At 42.2% G+C, this 21,002-nt stretch carries 16 protein-coding genes and 4 tRNA genes; 2 read left to right on the top strand and 18 right to left on the bottom strand.

What is annotated here, in order from left to right; genetic code table 11:
* Nucleotides 1–39 precede the first annotated feature (39 nt).
* Nucleotides 40–1,326 carry a CNNM domain-containing protein gene (locus tag KDJ85_RS18215; protein ID WP_225820851.1) on the top strand — a complete coding sequence of 429 codons (1,287 nt, stop codon included), beginning with the start codon at nt 40–42 and terminating at the stop codon, nt 1,324–1,326.
* A 66-nt stretch (nt 1,327–1,392) separates the two neighbouring features.
* Here the strand turns inward: KDJ85_RS18215 and luxS are convergent, their stop codons facing one another.
* The 18 genes from luxS to gpt all read right to left on the bottom strand — a co-directional run bounded on the left by luxS (nt 1,393) and on the right by gpt (nt 18,861).
* A complete protein-coding gene (gene luxS / locus KDJ85_RS18210; RefSeq protein ID WP_206084773.1) occupies nt 1,393–1,908 on the bottom strand; it encodes an S-ribosylhomocysteine lyase in 516 nt (171 codons plus the stop codon).
* Between the two features lie 154 nt (nt 1,909–2,062).
* Complete coding sequence (gene gshA, locus KDJ85_RS18205) at nt 2,063–3,628, bottom strand: glutamate--cysteine ligase (RefSeq protein WP_225820850.1); 1,566 nt, start codon at nt 3,626–3,628, stop codon at nt 2,063–2,065.
* Nucleotides 3,629–3,814: 186 nt separating this feature from the next.
* Nucleotides 3,815–3,891: transfer RNA gene (locus KDJ85_RS18200), tRNA-Arg, on the bottom strand.
* A gap of 90 nt (nt 3,892–3,981) precedes the next feature.
* Nucleotides 3,982–4,058, bottom strand: a tRNA-Arg gene (locus KDJ85_RS18195).
* Nucleotides 4,059–4,203: 145 nt separating this feature from the next.
* Nucleotides 4,204–4,280: transfer RNA gene (locus tag KDJ85_RS18190), tRNA-Arg, on the bottom strand.
* 11 nt (nt 4,281–4,291) lie between these two features.
* A tRNA-Ser gene (locus KDJ85_RS18185) sits at nt 4,292–4,384 on the bottom strand.
* 435 nt (nt 4,385–4,819) lie between these two features.
* A complete protein-coding gene (gene csrA / locus KDJ85_RS18180) occupies nt 4,820–5,005 on the bottom strand; it encodes a carbon storage regulator CsrA (protein WP_004264815.1) in 186 nt (61 codons plus the stop codon).
* Nucleotides 5,006–5,236: 231 nt separating this feature from the next.
* Nucleotides 5,237–7,864, bottom strand: a complete 2,628-nt coding sequence (gene alaS / locus KDJ85_RS18175; protein WP_225820849.1) for an alanine--tRNA ligase — start codon at nt 7,862–7,864, stop codon at nt 5,237–5,239.
* A gap of 326 nt (nt 7,865–8,190) precedes the next feature.
* Entirely contained in the window at nt 8,191–9,258 is a 1,068-nt protein-coding gene (gene recA / locus KDJ85_RS18170) for a recombinase RecA (RefSeq protein ID WP_206084770.1), read from the bottom strand.
* A gap of 104 nt (nt 9,259–9,362) precedes the next feature.
* Entirely contained in the window at nt 9,363–9,866 is a 504-nt protein-coding gene (gene pncC / locus KDJ85_RS18165; RefSeq protein ID WP_225820848.1) for a nicotinamide-nucleotide amidase, read from the bottom strand.
* Nucleotides 9,867–9,886: 20 nt separating this feature from the next.
* On the bottom strand, nt 9,887–11,083 hold the full coding sequence (gene lplT / locus KDJ85_RS18160) for a lysophospholipid transporter LplT (RefSeq protein ID WP_225820847.1): 1,197 nt from the start codon (nt 11,081–11,083) through the stop codon (nt 9,887–9,889).
* A gap of 1 nt (nt 11,084) precedes the next feature.
* Nucleotides 11,085–13,232 carry a bifunctional acyl-ACP--phospholipid O-acyltransferase/long-chain-fatty-acid--ACP ligase gene (aas, locus tag KDJ85_RS18155; RefSeq protein ID WP_225820846.1) on the bottom strand — a complete coding sequence of 716 codons (2,148 nt, stop codon included), beginning with the start codon at nt 13,230–13,232 and terminating at the stop codon, nt 11,085–11,087.
* A 147-nt stretch (nt 13,233–13,379) separates the two neighbouring features.
* A complete protein-coding gene (gene aroL, locus KDJ85_RS18150; RefSeq protein ID WP_225820845.1) occupies nt 13,380–13,877 on the bottom strand; it encodes a shikimate kinase AroL in 498 nt (165 codons plus the stop codon).
* 136 nt (nt 13,878–14,013) lie between these two features.
* Nucleotides 14,014–15,267 (bottom strand): glutamate-5-semialdehyde dehydrogenase, encoded by a 1,254-nt coding sequence (gene proA, locus KDJ85_RS18145; protein ID WP_225820844.1) that lies wholly within the window; start codon nt 15,265–15,267, stop codon nt 14,014–14,016.
* Between the two features lie 2 nt (nt 15,268–15,269).
* Nucleotides 15,270–16,373 carry a glutamate 5-kinase gene (gene proB / locus KDJ85_RS18140; protein ID WP_206084765.1) on the bottom strand — a complete coding sequence of 368 codons (1,104 nt, stop codon included), beginning with the start codon at nt 16,371–16,373 and terminating at the stop codon, nt 15,270–15,272.
* Nucleotides 16,374–16,488: 115 nt separating this feature from the next.
* Nucleotides 16,489–16,890 carry a sigma factor-binding protein Crl gene (crl, locus tag KDJ85_RS18135; protein ID WP_225820843.1) on the bottom strand — a complete coding sequence of 134 codons (402 nt, stop codon included), beginning with the start codon at nt 16,888–16,890 and terminating at the stop codon, nt 16,489–16,491.
* Nucleotides 16,891–16,961: 71 nt separating this feature from the next.
* A complete protein-coding gene (gene frsA, locus KDJ85_RS18130; RefSeq protein ID WP_225820842.1) occupies nt 16,962–18,212 on the bottom strand; it encodes an esterase FrsA in 1,251 nt (416 codons plus the stop codon).
* A 184-nt stretch (nt 18,213–18,396) separates the two neighbouring features.
* A complete protein-coding gene (gpt, locus tag KDJ85_RS18125) occupies nt 18,397–18,861 on the bottom strand; it encodes a xanthine phosphoribosyltransferase (protein WP_225820841.1) in 465 nt (154 codons plus the stop codon).
* Between the two features lie 654 nt (nt 18,862–19,515).
* Here gpt and pepD point away from each other — a divergent pair.
* A complete protein-coding gene (gene pepD / locus KDJ85_RS18120) occupies nt 19,516–20,976 on the top strand; it encodes a beta-Ala-His dipeptidase (RefSeq protein ID WP_225820840.1) in 1,461 nt (486 codons plus the stop codon).
* Nucleotides 20,977–21,002: the final 26 nt, after the last annotated feature.

Raw genomic sequence — 21,002 nt, 5'->3', positions numbered from 1 at the left:
TTTTTCTAACCTTTCCATATTGCAATAAGGAACCTTGTTTTGGATGATGTGTCTACCAGTACGCTAATCATCATACTGATTGTTTTAATTTTTATGTCAGCCTACTTCTCTGCCTCGGAGACTGGGATGATGACATTAAATCGCTATCGCTTAAAACACTTGGCAAAACAAGGTAATCGTTCGGCAATTCGTGTCGAAAAACTGCTAAAACACCCCGACAAACTGCTCAGCCTTGTCCTGATTGGCAATAACTTAATTAATATCGTCGCCTCAGCCTTAGCCACCATCATTGGTATTCGCTTATATGGTAACGCGGGTGTCGCGATGGCAACGGGGATCTTAACGTTTGTGATCCTTATTTTTGCAGAAGTGATGCCAAAAACATTAGCCGCGCTCTATCCGGAAAGAATCGCCTTTCCCAGCAGCTACTTTCTCAAGCCTTTGCAAATCATTATGATGCCTGTGGTATGGACCTTTAATACTATTTCTGCACTACTTTTGCGTTGTTTAGGCATTCGCTCCTTAACGGCTCGCACAGATGCGGTAAACAAAGAAGAGCTGCGTACTATTGTCAATGAATCAAAGCATAAAATTAGCCGCCGCAATCAAGATATGCTGATTTCAATACTGGATTTAGACAAAGTGACGGTGGGTGACATCATGCTGCCAAGAAATGAAATTGTAGGCATTGACGTTAATGATGATTGGAAATCAATCATCAGACAACTTACACATTCCCCCCACGGTCGAATTGTGCTTTATCGCGATTCTCTCGATGATTCAATAGGGATTTTGCGTGTCCGAGAAGCTTATCGATTGATGATGGAAAAACGAGAGTTCAATAAACAAAACCTGATAAAAGCCGCAGATAACATTTATTTCATCCCAAATAGTACACCACTAAATGTTCAGCTCATTAATTTCCAACACAAAAAAGAAAAGTTAGGGATTATTGTGGATGAGTATGGCGAAATTCAAGGGCTTATCACGGTAGAGGATATATTAGAAGAAATTGTTGGTGATTTTACCACATCGATGTCACCGTCTTTAGCAGAAGAGGTTCTACCTCAAAGTGATGGTAGCATCCTGGTGGACGGTACTGCTAATATCCGTGACCTAAATAAGGCTTTTGATTGGAATTTGCCTGTAGACGGCCCTAGGACGGTTAACGGCATGGTATTAGAGGTCATTGGCGATATTCCACAGCTTGAAGAGCAAATCGTAGTGGGTCATTACATGATTGAAGTGTTAGCGATGAATGAAAACACCATCAAGCAAGTGAGGATCACACCGCTCACTTTTAGCTCGCAAGTCCCCGACTTATAAACTTTTCGCCAAAAATAAAGCGCCAACATGTTTAAGGCGCTTTTTTCATAAGAGCACACCTAGAGATTAAACGTGAAGCTGTTCCAGCTTATCTGCAGGTAATGCTAAATCGTCATTTTTATTGATACCAATATTTGATGACAACACATTACGTGCGATTTGCTGAGCTTCTTCCAGTGAATGCATTTTATAGGTACCACACTGATATACGTTTAACTCAGGGATTTTATTTTGGTCTTTGACGTTTAAAACATCTTCCATTGCGGCTTTCCATGCATCAGCAACACGCTGCTCAGCAGGTTGGCCAATCAAGCTCATATAAAAACCTGTACGGCAGCCCATCGGGGAGATATCGATAATTTCGACGCCGTTGCCGTTAAGGTGGTCACGCATAAAACCTGCAAACAAGTGTTCTAATGTGTGAGTCCCTTTTTCCGTCATAGCCTCTTCATTTGGCACGGTAAAACGCAAATCAAAAACAGTGATGGTGTCACCACTTGGCGTTTTCATCGTTTTTGCCACACGAACAGCGGGGGCTGCCATGCGAGTATGATCGACAGTAAAGCTATCTAATAATGGCATTTCGTGACCTCCTCAAAAATTAAAAAATTTATTTTGAAAATAAATGAAACTATTTTGAAAATGCGAAGTCTGAATTAGTGAAAGACGCGCAATTGTTATCATCCCTAATTCTCTAAGAGATTTTTATTTGGCCACCTTGAGTGGCCACTTTCTTTTAGCGTCCTGCATGAATACGTAGATAGTCTTCAAAGAGTTCAGTTTCGCTCCGCTCCATCGTCGCTTGTTTCTCAATAGATGCTAACCTTGCTTGTTCAAACTGTTCTTCTGTGATCACTTCATACGGCTCATTGATTAGCTGTTCAAAATATTTTTCAGCTAATTCTAACCCATAACCACCGATGCCTTTTTCTAACATCTCATCCATAACTAACGCAGAGTATGTCAGGGTTGGGTCTTCAAACATCGCAACAAACTGATGGCAAACATCTTGATATTTCGCATCACAGCAAGTGTCGAGCACTTCAGCGACACGAATTAAATCATTAAATAATTGCTGGCCAACTTCCACTAACGGTTTCACTTCGCTGCCACAACCAAAACCAATCACTTGACCAGGCTTGCGCCCTTCGAGGATCACACGGTTCCAGTTTTGACGACAACAATCAAGTTCTTGCGCATTCATTTCTGGCGCATCAGCGAGCACGCACCATATTAAGAATAGATCAACAAATCGCGCTTGGGTTTCATTCACCCCAATCGCACTAAATGGGTTGATGTCCAAAGAACGTACTTCAATGTACTCAATACCACCACGCAATAATGCATCAGAAGGGGACTCTGAGCCTTTAGGAACGCGTTTAGGTCTTATTGGGGCATAGAGCTCATTTTCAATTTGCAACACGTTAGAGTTAAGCTGAACGTATTTACCATCTTTTTTCACACCTAGCTTTTCAAACTCAGCGGAAGGCTTATGAATGGCTTTTTTCAGGTTTTCAACATATTCACCTAGCTTATTGAATGTGATATTCAAATCACTCTGTGATTTATTGGTATAACCCAAATCGCTCATGCGCAAAGACGTCGCATAAGGTAAATAGTAAGTTCCACATTCTGTTTTATCGAATGTGAGCGTGGTATCTCTGTCTTTTAAGAAAGAGCCACAAATGGCAGGAGATGCACCGAATAAATATGGGATCACCCAACCAAAGCGATAGTAGTTTCTGATCAAGCGTAAATAGCCATCAGAAATTTTTTCTTTACCACTTTCGCTGTCAGGATCATCAACACCCGCCCATGCCTGCCAAAATTCAGTTGGCAAAGAAAAGTTATAATGCACCCCTGCTATCGTCTGCATCAATGCGCCATAACGATTTTTAAGGCCTTCACGGTATAAGGTTTTAAAACGCCCGACGTTAGAAGTACCATATTGAGCAAGAGTGATTTTATCTTCACTTTCGATAAAGCACGGCATACTGAGTGGCCACATTCTTTCATCTTGAAGGTGACGTGCAGTATAACGGTGTAAATCCCTGAGAAAAGCCAAGTTATGGCTGATACTTTTATCTACGGGAGTAATAAATTCGAGTAAGGACTCCGCAAAATCTGTCGTGATCCATTTATGTGTTAAAGCTTGTCCCAGCCCTTCAGGGTGCAACGTTTCTGCAATTGAGCCTGTAGGCGTCACACGCAATGTTTCGCGCTCAATACCACGTTGAATACCATTTAGTGTTTCTGGGTGCGCCTCTAACCATGAGAGCGCTTTCGATACGTCCGGGATCAAATCGACCTCCCGCCTGTGATGTTAATTTATTTTATTAAGGCAATTACTTTAGCTTAAATCACATAAATTGTCGCTGTCTAGATGTGTGGTTTAGGAGGGATTAAAACAAAAGATGCATCGGAAATGTTATTTAATTGACTTTTCAGGCAAAAAAAAACTCCTCAAATTGAGGAGTCTTTCTTGTTATGGTGCATCCGGGAGGATTCGAACCTCCGACCGCTCGGTTCGTAGCCGAGTACTCTATCCAGCTGAGCTACGGATGCAAAATTCTGTCGATAAATATCGATTAATTCAATAACTGAGAATGTATACACTAAATGGATTATTGATACGCTAACTAATTAGCTAAGAGATGGTGCATCCGGGAGGATTCGAACCTCCGACCGCTCGGTTCGTAGCCGAGTACTCTATCCAGCTGAGCTACGGATGCATAGTTACTGCAAGACGTGCTTCTCTCTCAAACTTCTTATCAACATCTACTTCTGTAAATCAATTTCTTCGTTACTGCGCTATTTTGATTACTCACTAAGTAGAACCAAAATAGAACCCAACTAGGCTTCCCTGTAGGGTTAATATGGTGCATCCGGGAGGATTCGAACCTCCGACCGCTCGGTTCGTAGCCGAGTACTCTATCCAGCTGAGCTACGGATGCATAATCTAAAATGGCGGTGAGGGAGGGATTCGAACCCTCGATGCAGCTTTTGACCGCATACTCCCTTAGCAGGGGAGCGCCTTCAGCCTCTCGGCCACCTCACCATATTTTAGTTACACATGATTTGTTTTTTCAAACATCTCGTCTCTGTGTGGCGCACATATTACTTTCCTAGACTTAGAAGTCAAACAATTTTTCCAAACTTTTTGCATTCCGCAGTCTGTTTGCACATTTCACAAGCAAGATGCTTAGTTTAACACCGAAAAAGAACTTTTTCAGCCCTTAAATAACTTACTTTATGAATAAAAATGAGAGGGATAAAATTACTTTTGAACCAAAAAATTATTTGCTCGCCACCATGATACGGCGCAATTATAAACAAAGATGAAAAGGTGTTTGCTGACAATGCATCATCACGCTCAACGAAATAAGTGAGTGAAGCAAATGAAACGAAGTTTGAGAACGTAAAAATTATTAAAACGCAGTAAGACAAGCGCCCATTCTTGCTGTGTGATCAATCATTGGACGCTTATTCATTATTATTGATTATCTGGTTGAGTCTTTTCGGCCTGGATCCGTTGATAAATTTCTTCACGGTGAACAGAAACTTCTTTTGGGGCATTAACACCAATACGAACTTGGTTGCCTTTAACACCCAATACAGTAACTGTTACCTCATCGCCTATCATGAGTGTTTCACCAACTCGACGAGTCAGAATAAGCATTCTTTGCTCCTTGAAATATTAAAAGAGTCGGGTCTCTAGGTATCCCCCGCTATTGTCCATCACACACCGTGAAAACGTAAAGTAATGACATGCACCTAAAGCATTGATGCCATCAAGGCAATCATTCTAATTATTTACAAGCAAAATATAGCACTACAAGCAATACATTAACAATGCCGCAACAGATTTAAAGTTGCCTTATATTTCTACAAGGCAACTTTTGGTAAGTACTTACAGTCGTGATTCGACCCACTCTTCAACACTAGCCATTGCAGCAGGTAATGCACTTACGTCAGTACCGCCTGCCTGTGCCATGTCAGGCCGCCCACCACCTTTACCACCTACTTGTTGTGCAACATAAGAGATCAAGTCACCTGCTTTAATTTTAGCAGTCAAATCATTAGTCACACCAACGATCATACTGACTTTATCACCACTTGTTGTTGAAAGCACGATAATCGCTGATTTCAACTGATTTTTCAGATCATCAACCATGGTTCTCAATAGCTTAGGATCAGTATCGCTTAATTGGTTCACTAACAATTTGATGCCTTTCACATCTTTTGCTTTGCTACTTAGTGAAGCACTTTCTTGAGAAGCTTGTTGATCTTTTAGTTGCAAAATCTCTTTTTCTAGCTGACGAGATTTGTCTAACGCAGATTTCACTTTCTCAACGAGGCTATTAATATCACCTTTTAATAGGTGAGCGATTGCCGAAAGCTGCTCTGATTGATGGTGAACACTTTCAATCGCCATTACACCTGTTGTTGCTTCAATACGACGAACACCCGCTGCTGTTCCTGATTCACTCAGAATACGGAACAGGCCAATATCACCTGTACGTTTTGCGTGTGTACCACCGCACAATTCAATAGAAAAATCGCCCATGCTCAATACGCGAACACGTTCTTCGTATTTTTCACCGAATAATGCCATAGCCCCTTTCGCTTTCGCCCCCTCTAAATCCATCAACTCAGTTTCAATTTCTGAATTTTGGCGAATTTGAGCATTTACAATGTCTTCAACTTGGCGAAGTTGCGCTTGGGTCATAGCTTCAAAATGTGAGAAGTCAAAACGCAGGTACTTGTCATTAACAAGTGAACCTTTTTGAGATACGTGTTCGCCAAGAACTTGACGTAACGCAGCATGTAATAAGTGCGTTGCAGAGTGATTCAAACGAATCGCATTGCGTCTTGCGCTATCGACCACAGCGGTAATACGATGGTTAACAACTAATGAGCCTGATTCGACTTTACCGATATGCCCAATAGCTTGACCATATTTTTGTGTGTCTGTCACATTGAAGCGAGCATTGTCATTATTTAAGAAACCAATGTCCCCAACCTGACCACCTGATTCGGCATAAAATGCGGTTTTATCAAGAATAACTAAGCCTTCTTCACCGACATTTAAGCTATCAACAGGCTGACCATCTTTATATAATGCAGTGATGGTCGCTTGTTGCTCATCATATTGGTAACCTGAGAATTCGCTGTGCTTATCAACTTTGATTAATGAGTTATAGTCAGCGCCAAAACCACTCGATTCTCTTGCACGACGACGCTGGTCTTCCATCGCACGCTCAAAACCGTCTTCATCCACTTTGATATTGCGCTCGCGGCACACATCAGCGGTTAAGTCGATTGGGAAACCGTAAGTATCATAGAGGCGGAATGCAGCCTCACCATCAAGGGTATCCCCTTTTAAAGATGCCAGTTCTTCATCTAATAATTGCAAGCCACGCTCTAAAGTACGTGCAAATTGCTCTTCTTCTGTCTTCAGAACTTTTTCAACCATGGCTTGTTGACGTTGAAGTTCTTCAGCAGCCGAGCCCATCACTTTGATCAATGGAGCAACTAATTTGTAGAAAAACGTTTCTTTAGCACCAAGCATGTAACCATGACGAACCGCACGACGAATAATACGACGCAGAACATAGCCACGGCCTTCGTTTGATGGAATAACACCATCACTAACAAGGAAAGCACAAGAACGAATATGGTCAGCGATAACACGCAGTGATTTATTTTCCAGATCGGTAGCACCTGTCGCTTTCGCTGCTGCTGCAATTAATTCACGGAAAATATCAATGTCATAGTTTGAATTGACGTGTTGCAATACCGCAGAGATACGCTCTAAGCCCATTCCTGTATCGACAGAAGGTTTCGGCAGTGGTTCCATGGTGCCATCTGATTGACGGTTAAACTGCATGAAGACAAGGTTCCAGATTTCAATATATCGGTCACCGTCTTCTTCTGGACTGCCTGGAGGGCCACCCCAGATATGATCGCCATGATCATAGAAAATTTCAGTACAAGGGCCGCAAGGACCTGTATCACCCATCTGCCAGAAGTTATCTGAGGCATAAGGTGCGCCTTTGTTATCACCGATACGGATAATGCGCTCTACTGGAACACCAATTTCTTTATTCCAAATATCATAGGCTTCATCATCTGTTGCATAAACAGTGACCCACAATCTTTCTTTTGGCAGGTTAAACCATTCTTCACTTGTCAGTAATTCCCAAGCAAAGCGAATTGCATCGTGCTTAAAGTAGTCACCAAAGCTGAAGTTACCTAGCATTTCAAAGAATGTATGGTGACGAGCTGTATAACCTACGTTTTCTAAGTCGTTATGTTTACCACCTGCACGCACACAGCGCTGTGCAGTTGTCGCTCGGGAATATGCTCTTTTATCCAGGCCAAGAAATACATCTTTGAACTGGTTCATCCCTGCGTTTGTGAACAATAGTGTCGGGTCATTGTTAGGCACTAGCGAACTGCTGGTGACCACCTGATGACCTTTTGTATGAAAAAAGTCGAGAAACGCTTGGCGGATCTCAGCGGTGCTTTTACTCATATTTATCCCGATATCAAGCTGGAAACAGAATTATGAATTGTTGAGATGGAGTGTAACATCACCTCTAATCAACTCTCCGATTAAAAAGTGACTGATAAGATAAAGTCTCTTTGCATAGAAGTAAAATTATAGCTACATCCATTCGTGGCTTTCATTGTAAAGCGTCTAGATATTTTCTGAAAGTATGTTTATACCTCTGGTCAGCGTATTTTTCCACAGAAAAACTGTTGAATAAACTATTATTACGATTGGAAAAAATAAAAAAGGCGCTACTCAATAAGAGCGGCGCCTATAATCTAATGATTAATCAAGTCACTAGCTAATAATTAAAATTCTTCTGGTGTTTCTTCTTCATCAGAATCACTGATAAAGTCTGTTGCAGCACTGCTAAACTCACCAGTATGATTGAGCAACATTTCTCGCAGTTTTGTGTCAATTTCTTGCGCAACTTCAGGATGCTCTTTTAAATAAGTCGTTGAGTTAGCTTTACCTTGGCCAATTTTATCGCCGTTATAGCTATACCAAGCACCCGCTTTTTCAATTAGCTTGTGTTTAACACCCAGGTCAATTAATTCACCAAAGGTATTAATCCCTTCACCATAAAGAATTTGAAATTCCGCTTGTTTAAATGGCGCAGCAACTTTATTTTTCACCACTTTAACGCGAGTTTCACTACCGACAATTTCTTCACCATTTTTCACCGCGCCAATGCGACGGATATCTAAACGAACAGATGCGTAGAATTTCAGTGCATTACCACCCGTTGTTGTTTCTGGGTTGCCGAACATCACACCAATTTTCATACGAATTTGGTTGATGAAGATCAGAAGCGTATTTGAGGTTTTTAAGTTACCCGCTAATTTACGCATTGCTTGGCTCATCATACGTGCTGCAAGCCCCATGTGAGAATCACCAATCTCACCTTCTATTTCCGCTTTAGGGGTTAATGCAGCAACGGAGTCAACGATAATAACGTCAACAGCACCTGAGCGAGTCAGTGCATCACAGATTTCGAGCGCTTGTTCGCCGGTGTCTGGCTGAGAACACAGTAAGTTATCGATATCAACGCCGAGTTTCTTCGCGTAGATAGGGTCAAGTGCATGCTCGGCATCGATAAATGCACAGGTTTTACCACTGCGTTGTGCAGCAGCGATGACTTGTAAGGTTAGGGTGGTTTTACCCGAAGATTCTGGACCGTAGATTTCAACAATACGACCTAATGGCAGGCCACCAGCACCTAATGCAACGTCAAGAGATAAAGAACCCGTTGAAATGGTTTCAACATCCATTGAGCGGTCTTCACCAAGACGCATAATGGAACCTTTACCAAATTGCTTTTCAATTTGACCCAGTGCCGCAGCCAGTGCTTTTTGTTTGTTTTCATCAATAGCCATGTTTACTCCCTAAGTGCAATGGCCTTGCCACTGCGAATAAAACGATTGAATTCGATTTGTTGGAACTAATTATACTGTATAATCATACAGTATCAAGAAAATTTTTAATTTAACAGACTCAAAAGTGTTTCTAGCGCATAACCTGTTGATTGTAAACGCACTTGATTTCTATCACCTTGAAACACGCGATGCCTAGCGATAACCAACACTGTACCATCTACCTGTTTTTGGGCAAAACCAAACCATACAGTTCCAACGGGTTTGTCTATACTACCGCCACCAGGGCCTGCAATACCACTGACTGAAATCGCAACATCGGCTGTTGCTTCTTCCAGTGCTCCTGATGCCATTTCTTCTACCACTTGCTGGCTAACAGCACCAAATTGTTGCAAAGATGCGTCAGTCACACCAATCATTTGATGTTTAGCTTCGTTACTATAAGTGACAAAGCCACGCTGGAAGTAATCTGAACTTCCAGCAATATCGGTCAGCACCTTTGCAATCCACCCCCCTGTGCAAGACTCTGCGGTAGTGACTGTTTTACCTTGTGCTTTCAGTTTTTGCCCAATCTGAATACTTAATGTTTCGAGTCGCGTCTCATCTACCATTATGTAATCCGCCTTTTACATCATTTTTTACGAGCGCGATCCCAGATCCATAAGCCTGCAATCGCAATCGTAAATACGGCACCAAAACCAATACCTGCATTCACCACAGATAAGCCGCCCTTAATTGCCAATGAATATAAGCCTAACATAATCAGCATCGCGCTGTTTTCGCCTAAGTTCTGTACTGCAATGGCATTTCCTGCGCCAACGGTTTCCTTTCCTTTATCTTGTAGTAAAGCATTTAGGGGCACAACAAATAACCCACCAAATACCCCTAAAATAATCAAAATAAAGTAGGATGGAATAATATTAGTTTGCAAGGAAAGTAATACCACCATCACACCGATAATAACCCCTGCAGGAATACAGCGGTAAACTGTTTTCAAGGTAATAAATTTAGCCGCAAGCCCGGCTCCTGCAACAATCCCCACAGCAACCATCGCATTTAAGATAGTTGGCGTTGTGTTATCTTGTAAACCTAAAGCGACAGGTACCCAAGCAACTAACAAAAAACGTAATGTGACCCCTGCACCCCAGAACAGACTGGTTCCAACTAGCGAAAAACGGCTTTCCTGATTTGCCCATAAAATACGGCATGCTTGAAAAAAATCTGTGACCAGTAATTTGAGATCCCAGCCCTTTCCTGGCCTTGCAGCCACAAGATGTGGAATAAAGACGTTAGCAATAACCGCCAGGGCATATAAAATCGCACATGTCCCTAACGCTAATAAGAGATTGATATCGGAAAGCATTCCCCCAACAACAGAACCCACTAAGATTGCCGCAATTGTCGAAGCTTCCATCACACCATTGGCTTTAACAAGGTTATCTCCCCCTGTTAATTCGCCTAAGATACCGTATTTAGCGGGTGAATAAGATGCTGCACCAATCCCCACTAATCCATAACAAAGGAACGGATTTAATCCAAAGCAAATCCCTAGCGCCCCAATAAATTTAAAAATATTGGAGAACAACATCACACGCCCTTTAGAGAATCTATCGGCAATTTGCCCAACAAATGGAGCTAAAACGATGTAAGTAAATACAAACACCATTTGTAAAATAGGGTGACTCCATTCTGGATAAAATTCAGCTTTGAGTTGCGCTAATATCGCAAATAACAGTGCGTTATCCGCAAATGCAGAGAGAAACTGAGACGCTAAAACGGCCTTCATTCCTCGGCTCATCAACGGTAAATTCGAGGTACTTTCTTGCATATTAGGCATCCTTTAAGGCCATTTGTTTCAGTGTGACAAAATCCGTTTTTCCGCTACCTAGCACAGGTAACTCTTTCACAAAACGAATATCACGGGGAACCGCAAGCTCAGTTAATCCTCTACTTTTCGCCGCTGCTGATAACGCGCTTCTATCTAACTCTTTATCGGTAGTAAACAAAACTAATGCCTCACCTTTGCTGCTATCTGGTTTTGTCACTACGCCATGATTTGCATTTGGTGACAAAGCGGCAACCATCTGTTCAATACTTTCAAGGGAAACCATTTCCCCTGCCAGTTTTGCAAAACGTTTCACTCGGCCTTTGATAGTGCAGAAGTTTTTATTGTCCAACTCAACAATATCCCCTGTATCGTACCAGCCTTCTTCTACCTCGCCCTGTGCGTTTTCAGCCCTTGGTGTTTCAAGCACGCCTGGCGCTTCAACACGTAAGTACCCTTTCATGATATTAGGGCCTTTAAGTTGCAGTTTACCGCCATTTTCGATACCAGAGATGGGGATAATACGCGCTTCCATTTCAGGTAAAATTTGCCCTACCGTGCCTTCTTTTGCCGCCATTGGAACGTTGATAGAGACAATTGGTGCACATTCGGTCACGCCATAACCTTCAAGGATACGAATACCGAATTTTTCAAACCAAATTTTCTTCGTTTTATCTGAAAGCTTTTCAGCGCCTGCAACGACATAACGTAAACGAGCAAAATCATATTGGTGAGCAAAACGGGCATAATTCCCTAGGAATGTTGATGTACCGAACAAAACTGTACAGTTTTTGTCATACACAAGTTCAGGAATAATGCGGTAATGTAATGGGCTTGGGTACAGGAAAACGCGACTCCCCGAAAATAGAGGAATAAATAAACCAACGGTTAAACCAAATGCGTGGAACAATGGCAAGGATGACATAAAACGATCCCGCGGCGTAAAGTCAGCGATGGTTTTAATTTGCTCAACGTTTGCCATCAAACTAGCATGGCTATGCACCACACCTTTTGGTGTCCCCTCAGAACCAGAGGTAAATAACACAATGGCTTCATCCGATGCTTTTCGCGGAATAATGGCTTTACGCGGATTGAATAAGTGCTTAACAATCCATAGCTTATCCTGCCAAGTCACCGTGTCTTTTAAATCTTCAAGGTAAATCCAATTTGCTTCAGGAACTTGCTCTGGAATATGGGTGAGATTCCCTTTTTCGAGAAATTGTCGCGAAGTGAACACCACTTTAGCTGCTGAAGCTTTAAGTGCATTACTAATCCCATGACTACCCGCAGTGTAATTTAACATCGCAGGGACACGGCCTCTCATCAATGCCCCAAAAATTGCGGCTGCCGTCACTGTTGCATTCGGTAGCAAAAGACCAACACGCTCATTTTCATGGGTATAACGCTCAATAATACGCCCTACCCCTAGTGTTTTCTTCAGCAATGTTTGGTACGAGTCTTCTTTAAATGCAATATCTTCAATACAAGGTGTGCGGCGACCAAAACGTTGAACACTGCCGATAAACTCTTCAACCAGCGTCACTTGTGGCAAACAAGCCATACGTGCAGACTTCATGATTTGATACAGATGTTCGCCCGCGAGTGCACGGCGCTCAACCGATTTTGGCGCTTCTGGCATCGGAATAGTTTGCGCAGGCAAAATATGCAAGGTAATTTTTGGGAACCATTTTAACGGAATAATTCCTTTTAAGCGCCCAAAGTGGCTACGCTCTGCTCCTTCAATACGAATAGGGACAACTTTTGCTGCAGATTTAGCGGCAACAAACGCCGCACCCTCATAAATTTTCATTAAAGAGCCATGCACCGAAATTCGCCCTTCAGGGAAGATAACGATCGGGCGCCCTTTTTCTACCTCTTTAACGAGGTGGCGAATACCCAATGGATTGGCAGGGTCAAGAGGGACAATATCAGCATAAGGCTTAAGGCGCTTCACCATTTTAGGTGTTGCAAAGGTTGAGTAAACGGCAAATACAGGTTTTACAGGGAGAAAAAGCGCGATCAAAACACCATCTAAAAAAGAGACGTGGTTGGGTGTAATCAAGCATTTATCTTGATCAAACTCTTTCGCATCACCAATAACTTCAACACGAAATAAAAAGGTAAGGATGGCTTTGATTATTTTCACCAACATAATGAATCCCTATATTATGATTATATTTTTGTATGCTACCAAAATATTGTTATGCCGTAATAACACTTATCTTACTGAGCAATATGCTCTCCACTAGGGGCATAATCCGAAAACACCCAATATGGAAAGCCGCTGTCTATAATGAGTTTAAGATAAATCATTGAGTTGCGCGATAATTTCGTCAATAGGTTGGGTCGCATCAATAATATAATGAGCAGTCGCGCGGTAAATGGGCTCTCGTTGCTGCATAACCTCTTCAATTTCTTCTACTAAAGATTTACCTGTTAGGCTTGGCCGTTGATCTGCTTGGGGCTCTGCGGCAAGGCGTTTAGCCAAAATTTCAGGCTTGGCATTTAGATAGATCACCGTCCCATTGTCTCGCATCACTTTTTGGTTTTCGTCAGAAAGGATTATCCCTCCCCCTGTAGAAATAATCGCATCATCTTGTGCAATTGATTTTAAGATTTCACTTTCTAGCTGTCGAAAATAATCCCAACCATGTTGCTCAACAATTTCTGCAATACTTTTACCTGCTTTTTCAAGTATTAACTTGTCTGTATCAACAAATTGGTAGCCTTTAGATTCGGCAAATAATTTCCCAATTGTTGTTTTCCCTGAACCTCTTGGACCGATAATGTAAAACATTAATTTCCATCCCATCATCATGAATACTAATAAAATTTAGCCATTCATTTGCTTATAAATGTTGCCAAACATGGCAAACCATAAAAAAGAAAGCCACACTTCACTTGTGTGGCTTTCTCATTTTCTATATTAACTTCTATGGGCGATTTAAAAAGTCGCCATAACCAATCCATTTGTAGGTTGTTAATGCATCCAACCCCATAGGGCCCCGTGAATGTAATTTTTGCGTACTTACTGCAACTTCAGCGCCTAAACCAAACTGCCCACCGTCCGTAAAGCGTGTGCTCGCATTCACGTAAACTGCCGCTGAATCAACACACTGTACAAAATAATCTGCTTGGCTGATCGATTCTGTCAAAATAGCATCTGAGTGTGCGGTACCATAATGGCGAATGTGGTCGATAGCCGCATCCACATCGGTAACAATGTCCACATTTAAGTCCAGCGACAGCCACTCATCAACTAAGTTTTCAGGTTTAACATCAACCACTTTTGCTGGGCCTTGTTGTAAGAATGGCATCGCCTGTACGCTAGCATGTAAAGTGACTTGTTGTTCTGCCATTTTCTCACTGAGTAATGGCAAGAATTCAGCGGCAATATTTTTGTGAACGAGTAATGTTTCAAGTGAATTACAGGCACTTGGGCGCTGTACTTTTGCATTAATGATGACATTAATGGCTTTATCAAAATTGACAGACTCATCAACAAAAGTATGGCACACACCAATTCCGCCTGTGATCACAGGGATCGTTGATTGCTCGCGGCATAACTTATGTAACCCTGCACCACCGCGAGGAATTAGCATGTCGACGTAACGATCCAATTTCAGTAATTGTGCCACGAGTTCTCGATCTGGGTTGTTAATCGCTTGCACCGCTTCTGCTGGCAACCCACTATTTTTTAGGGCTTTTTGGATCACGCTGACAACTGCCAGATTTGTATTATGGGTTTCTTTCCCACCACGCATAATCGCCGCATTGCCTGTTTTTAGGCACAAAGAAGCCACATCGACAGTGACATTAGGACGCGCTTCGTAAATAACGCCAACCACACCCAATGGAACACGACGACGCTGCAAATTTAAACCACTATCTAGCTTGCTACCATCAATCACTTGCCCTACTGGGTCTGCAAGTTGGCATACTTTTCGGACATCATCAGCGATATTTTTTAAACGCTCAGGCGTTAATAACAAGCGGTCTTGCAGCGCTTCGCTCATGCCACTCGCTCTTGCTTGTTCCATGTCTTTTTCGTTTGCAGCTAAAATTATTGCACTTTCTTGCTCTAATAAATCCGCAATTTGCAGTAATGCTGCATTTTTTTGTTTGGTGCTTAGCTGAGCTAATTGCCATGATGCAGCCCTTGCTGCTTTACCCATTGTTTCTAACATAATTAACTCACTATCATATCATCGCGATGAACAGCCACAGAGCCGTGTTCATAGCCAAGTATCTTGTTTATATCTTGAGAATGTTGACCTGCAATCATTCTAAGTGCATCACTGTTATAATGAGTGACACCATGAGCAAGGTCTTTCCCTGCCATATTGCGGATGCGGATCACAGCGCCACGAGAGAAATCCCCCTCGATTTTCTTAATACCTTTTGGCAATAATGAGCTGCCTTTTTCCATAATCGCCAGTTGAGCACCATCATCGATGTACACATCACCTGCCGCTGGTGCACCAAAAATCCAGCGTTTACGGTTTTCCATAGGGTTTTTCTGCCCGTAAAAACGGGTTCCCACTGGAATATTTTCAATGACTGCATTAATGACATCAGGCTTATTGCCCGCCGCAATAACCACATCAATACCCGCACGGCCTGCAACATCCGCAGCTTGCAACTTAGTGGCCATTCCACCCGTTCCTAAGCCACTTACGCTACCACCCGCCATTTCCCTGAGTTCATCATTAATACCATACACTTCAGGGATCAATTTTGCATCTGGGTTACTACGAGGATCCGCGTCATACAGCCCCTCAATATCTGTCAATAATAACAATTTATCTGCATCACCAAGAATTGCAGCGAGTGCCGATAAGTTATCATTATCCCCCACTTTTATTTCCGCAGTTGCAACCGCATCATTTTCATTGATGACAGGAATGATGCCATTATCAAGCAACGCTTGTAAGGTGTCCCTCGCATTTAAAAAACGTTCTCTGTCTTCTAAATCCGCACGAGTTAGCAACATTTGCCCGATATGGATGCCATAAATAGAAAATAACCTTTCCCATAATTGGATAAGACGACTTTGACCAACCGCCGCGAGCAGCTGTTTAGATGCAATGGTCGCTGGCAGTTCGGGGTAATTTAAGTGCTCACGACCTGCGGCAATTGCCCCAGATGTCACGATAATAATACGGTGCCCTTTTTCATATTGCTGCGCGCATTGTCTGACCAACTCAACAATATGAGCTTGATTTAAACGACGCGAGCCCCCTGTAAGTACACTGGTGCCTAACTTAACGACCAGCGTCTGGCTATTTTTCATCATTTTTCTGCCATTAGGATTAATAAAACAAAAGTAGGTATCATTTTTATCAGGAGAAGCGCGTTATGCCAACAGGCATAACGCAAAATTCAACAAAAGTTGGTTTAAAACAAATTTATGCGCTTAATTCCAATTTTAATTCTGACATTAGCGGTGAAGGAAAGAGGCTTAATTCAAGGTCAGATAATTGCTTAGTGAGGTTTTGGTGAAAAGAGACTAAATTCTTTTCGACAGCTTCCGTGGTTGCATTGTCTTTTAATGCTTTAACCTGCCAACTGCCATGCCCATTGTACAGCCCTAAATGATAAGTAAATTCAAAACCCGCATCAGTTGCAATTAACTTTAACCACCACCCCCAAAATTCACGTTTTTCAGGTGCTATGTTGGCATTCACACACACAACCAAGCTATCAAATATGTAACAACCATTTAAGCATTGTTTTTCTCTTAAATACGGACCTATCGCTGCAAATTTCTTTAAATATTTTCCATTTGTGTAATCAGTCGGTAAAGCCATGTTAAGGATCTCCTTCTTGGGAAGATCCCTTTTTAACAAATGGGAAAAAATAAGCAAGTTATTAAATTATTTTAAAGTATTTTTGTTTTCAACCAATACGTTGTTTCACTTAGCGCCTTCTCAAAGTTGGCGAATACGGGATGACTTGGCAACATAATAGCGTCCGCATCCATAGAAGAGCGTTTAATTAGATCCGCTTCCGCTTTCGGGCTATAAATATCATCCTTTAAACTGACCGCCAACATAGGAACTTTGCTTCTCCTACCCAAAAGCCCCTGATTTTTAAGAGAATAACAACTAAGCTCATGACGCAACGCAGACCCATCGACTTGGTAAATCCCCAGACGACTGGCGAACACATCCAAAACCATCCTAGGAATATCTCGTTGATATTTCTCTTCGTGCAATAAACTGTGCACAATTGGACCTATCACAGCGACCGCTTTAATTTTCTCTGGACACATATAAGCTAACCTTAATGCTATGTTCGCACCAAAGCGCATTCCTACGATGCCAAAGCGCGTATGGTCAATCCATGCTATATCATCGATTTGGCGAACAATTTGCTCATGTAATGTGCTAGTTTCTTGGGTTAACTTGTATTTGACCGAATAACCAATAGATGGCATATCCAGTGTTAACATCGCTATCCCTAATGGTTCAAGATAATCACGAAAATAGCGACAGAAATCAATTTGTAAGCTATCTAACGTCCCGCAAATCATCACCGTTGGATAAGGGCCTTGCCCATGAGATGGGATATGCAAAAAACCGCAAACTTCTTTACCACCATCCACTTTAAAAGGAATTTTCTTTAAACGATATTCGGAGAACTTTGCGGCGCTATCATAGGCTTTGTTAGCCAGTAGAATCGCTTGATCCGCCAGCTCATCACCTTTGATAAACGGATAGGCTGCAATACTATATAAATTTGCTGAACGCAGCCATGCATTACCTGCATCAATACCTTGTTCGAACTCTAAGGCTTTTTGTTGCCAATGCATCGCTTGTTGAGACCATTCAAAACACCAATTACCTGAACGATTACCGATGACGGTATCTAGTTGACGCTCATTACTACGCTGTGCATTAGAAATCGCAATACGGCTAAGTACTTCTTCAATTTCTAATGCATCAATTCCGCGCCAAATCCACATCAAGCGATTAATCATGCGATACCAGCCCGCATGGTGAGAACCACTCAGCACACTGTGCTCTTTGATTTGAGGCAGCGTTTGGGCGGAATAAGAAACCAGGGTCGATGTTTCAATCTGTCTGATTTTAGGCTTAAAGAGTTTTTCGGATAAATTTTGCTGAGTCATCCCAATTACCTGTATACCGTCGCTGAATGGAACCCAAAAATAAGGGGAATGCATATAATGCACTCCCCAAATTATATCGTGTTTATATCAAAAACTTTAGGTATTAATGTGTTCTCGTCATCAATAAAATCCATAAGACTTTATTATTACAATATTTTTACCTAACGCTAAGTGACAAACAGATTTATTTATCTTGCTCACACAAAGGTTTCACAAAGACAACGCCCATATCCCAAGGCTGTTCAATCCATGTATCTTGTGGAATATCAACCACATAGTCATCAACTAATGGACGCCCCGCAGGTTTTGCAAAAATGGTCACGAAGTGAGCTTTTGGATACATATCACGGATTGCTTGGGCTGTGCCGCCTGTATCGACTAAATCATCAATAACGATAAAGCCTTCACCGTCGCCTTCGGCGCGCTTGATAACTTTTAATTCACGTTGGTTATCATGATCATAGCTAGAGATACAAACGGTATCAACGTGACGAATACCCAGTTCACGTGCAAGAAGTGCACCTGGAACAAGTCCACCACGGCTAACCGCGATAATACCGGTCCATTGTTCTACTGGTAATAAACGTTGTGCGAGTTTACGGGCATGTATTTGCAACATATCCCACGTTACGACATATTTTTCGCTCATAAAATTCGGGTCCCGACTGCTGAGTAAATCTGAAATGTGTCTTGCGGAAAAAAGGTTGCGCGAGATTATAGTGATTCGGCGCGCTAAAAACCAGTAAAAAGCATCATTCGCCATTAATTATTATCATTTACACTGTCCATTATTCAAAAGAAAGTGTTATCCTGATTTTATAAAAGAGGCGGCCTTTAATTCGAAACTTCAGGCTGTTAGGTCATAATTACAGCAATGTTCCTTTTAAAAATTGAAGCTGAAACTCGCGTTGACTGTCAATCGGCTGCTGTCTAGATGATTCAGGGAATTTGCCCTAAAGCAACCTAGAGCATACACGAGTATGTGACGCAGGTTTGTGAGTGTAGCCAACAACGCTATAGCTTGAAATATAACGGATATTTTCCCTAAATAGTTCAAGTTATAGCTAGGCGGCAAATGAACAAATCCGAGGAGCATACACGAGTATGTGACGCAGGTTTGTGAATGTAGCCAACAACGCTATAGCTTGAAATATAACGGATATTTTCCCTAAATAGTTCAAGTTATAGCTAGGCGGCAAATGAACAAATCCGAGGAGCATACATGAGTATGTGACGCAGGTTTGTGAATGTAGCCAACAACGCTATAGCTTGAAATATAACGGGAAAATCATAGGAGATAAACGTGTCTGAATTATCCAAACTATCCCCCCAACCACTGTGGGACATCTTCGCTACCATCTGCTCCATTCCACATCCTTCGTACCACGAAGAAGCCTTAGCAGCACATATCGTTGATTGGTCAAAACAAAAAGGCTTCCACGTTGAGCGTGATGACGTAGGGAATATTCTGATCCGTAAACCTGCTACTGCGGGCTACGAGAACCGCAAAGCTGTCGTTCTGCAAGCGCACTTAGACATGGTGCCGCAAAAAAATAACGATACTGTACATGACTTTAAAGTTGACCCAATCCGCCCGTATGTAAACGGTGAGTGGGTAACCGCTGAAGGGACAACATTAGGCGCAGATAACGGCATTGGTTTAGCTTCTGCACTGGCAGTTTTAGCTGATGACAGCGTTGAACACGGCCCAATGGAAGTACTGTTAACCATGACCGAAGAAGCGGGAATGGAAGGTGCATTTGGCCTAAAAGCCGGTTGGTTACAAGCTGATATTTTAATCAATACAGACTCCGAAGAAGAAGGCGAAATCTACATGGGTTGCGCTGGTGGTGTTGACTTCACAACCACTTTTGACCTAACTCGCGAAGCATTACCACAGGGTTACCAAACCTTTACCTTGACCTTAAAAGGTTTAAAAGGTGGTCACTCGGGTGGTGATGTTCATTTAGGTTTAGGCAATGCAAACAAACTGTTAGCACGTTTCCTTGCTGGCCACGCAGAAGATCTCAGCCTAAAACTATTAGAGTTTAAAGGCGGTACAGTGCGTAATGCTATCCCACGTGAAGCGCACGCCATTATTTCTGTTCCAGCAGATAAAGTTGCTGAACTGACTGCATTAAGAACACGTTACGAAAGCATTCTGAAAAATGAGTTAGCGGTTGTTGAACCTAACTTAGTGCTGTTGTTAGATGAAACACAAAGCGACTTAAAAGCGCTGTCTGATGACTGCCAACAACGCTTTGTGTTTTTCTTAAATGCTGCGCCAAATGGCGTTATCCGTATGAGTGATGTCGCAAAAGGTGTTGTTGAAACCTCACTGAATGAAGGTGTGGTACGCATGACGGAAGACAAAGCAGAGATTATATTCCTCGTCCGTTCACTGATTGATAGCGGTAAAAACTACGTCGTTAACATGCTAACTTCTATCAGTAAATTAGCGAAAGCACAATACCGCGCAGAAGGTAGCTACCCAGGTTGGCAGCCAGATGCTGACTCTGCAGTGATGCATTTAGTGAGCGAAACCTATAACAAATTATTTGGTAAAATCCCAAATGTAATGGTGATCCATGCAGGTCTTGAGTGTGGTTTATTCAAAAAACCTTACCCAGACATGGACATGGTATCCATTGGGCCTACCATTCGTGGTGCTCACTCACCAGACGAACGCGTTCATATCGCCAGTGTTGGCGAGTATTGGAAACTGTTAACTGCGGTGTTAAAAGCCATCCCAGTTAAAGGCTAATTTGCAGAGATTGAATAGAATGCTCA

Source organism: Providencia vermicola (assembly GCF_020381325.1).
In the GTDB taxonomy this organism is placed as follows: Bacteria; Pseudomonadota; Gammaproteobacteria; order Enterobacterales; family Enterobacteriaceae; genus Providencia; species Providencia vermicola.
Note: the sequence above shows the minus strand (reverse complement) of the source record. Positions and strands in the feature narration are given on the sequence as shown.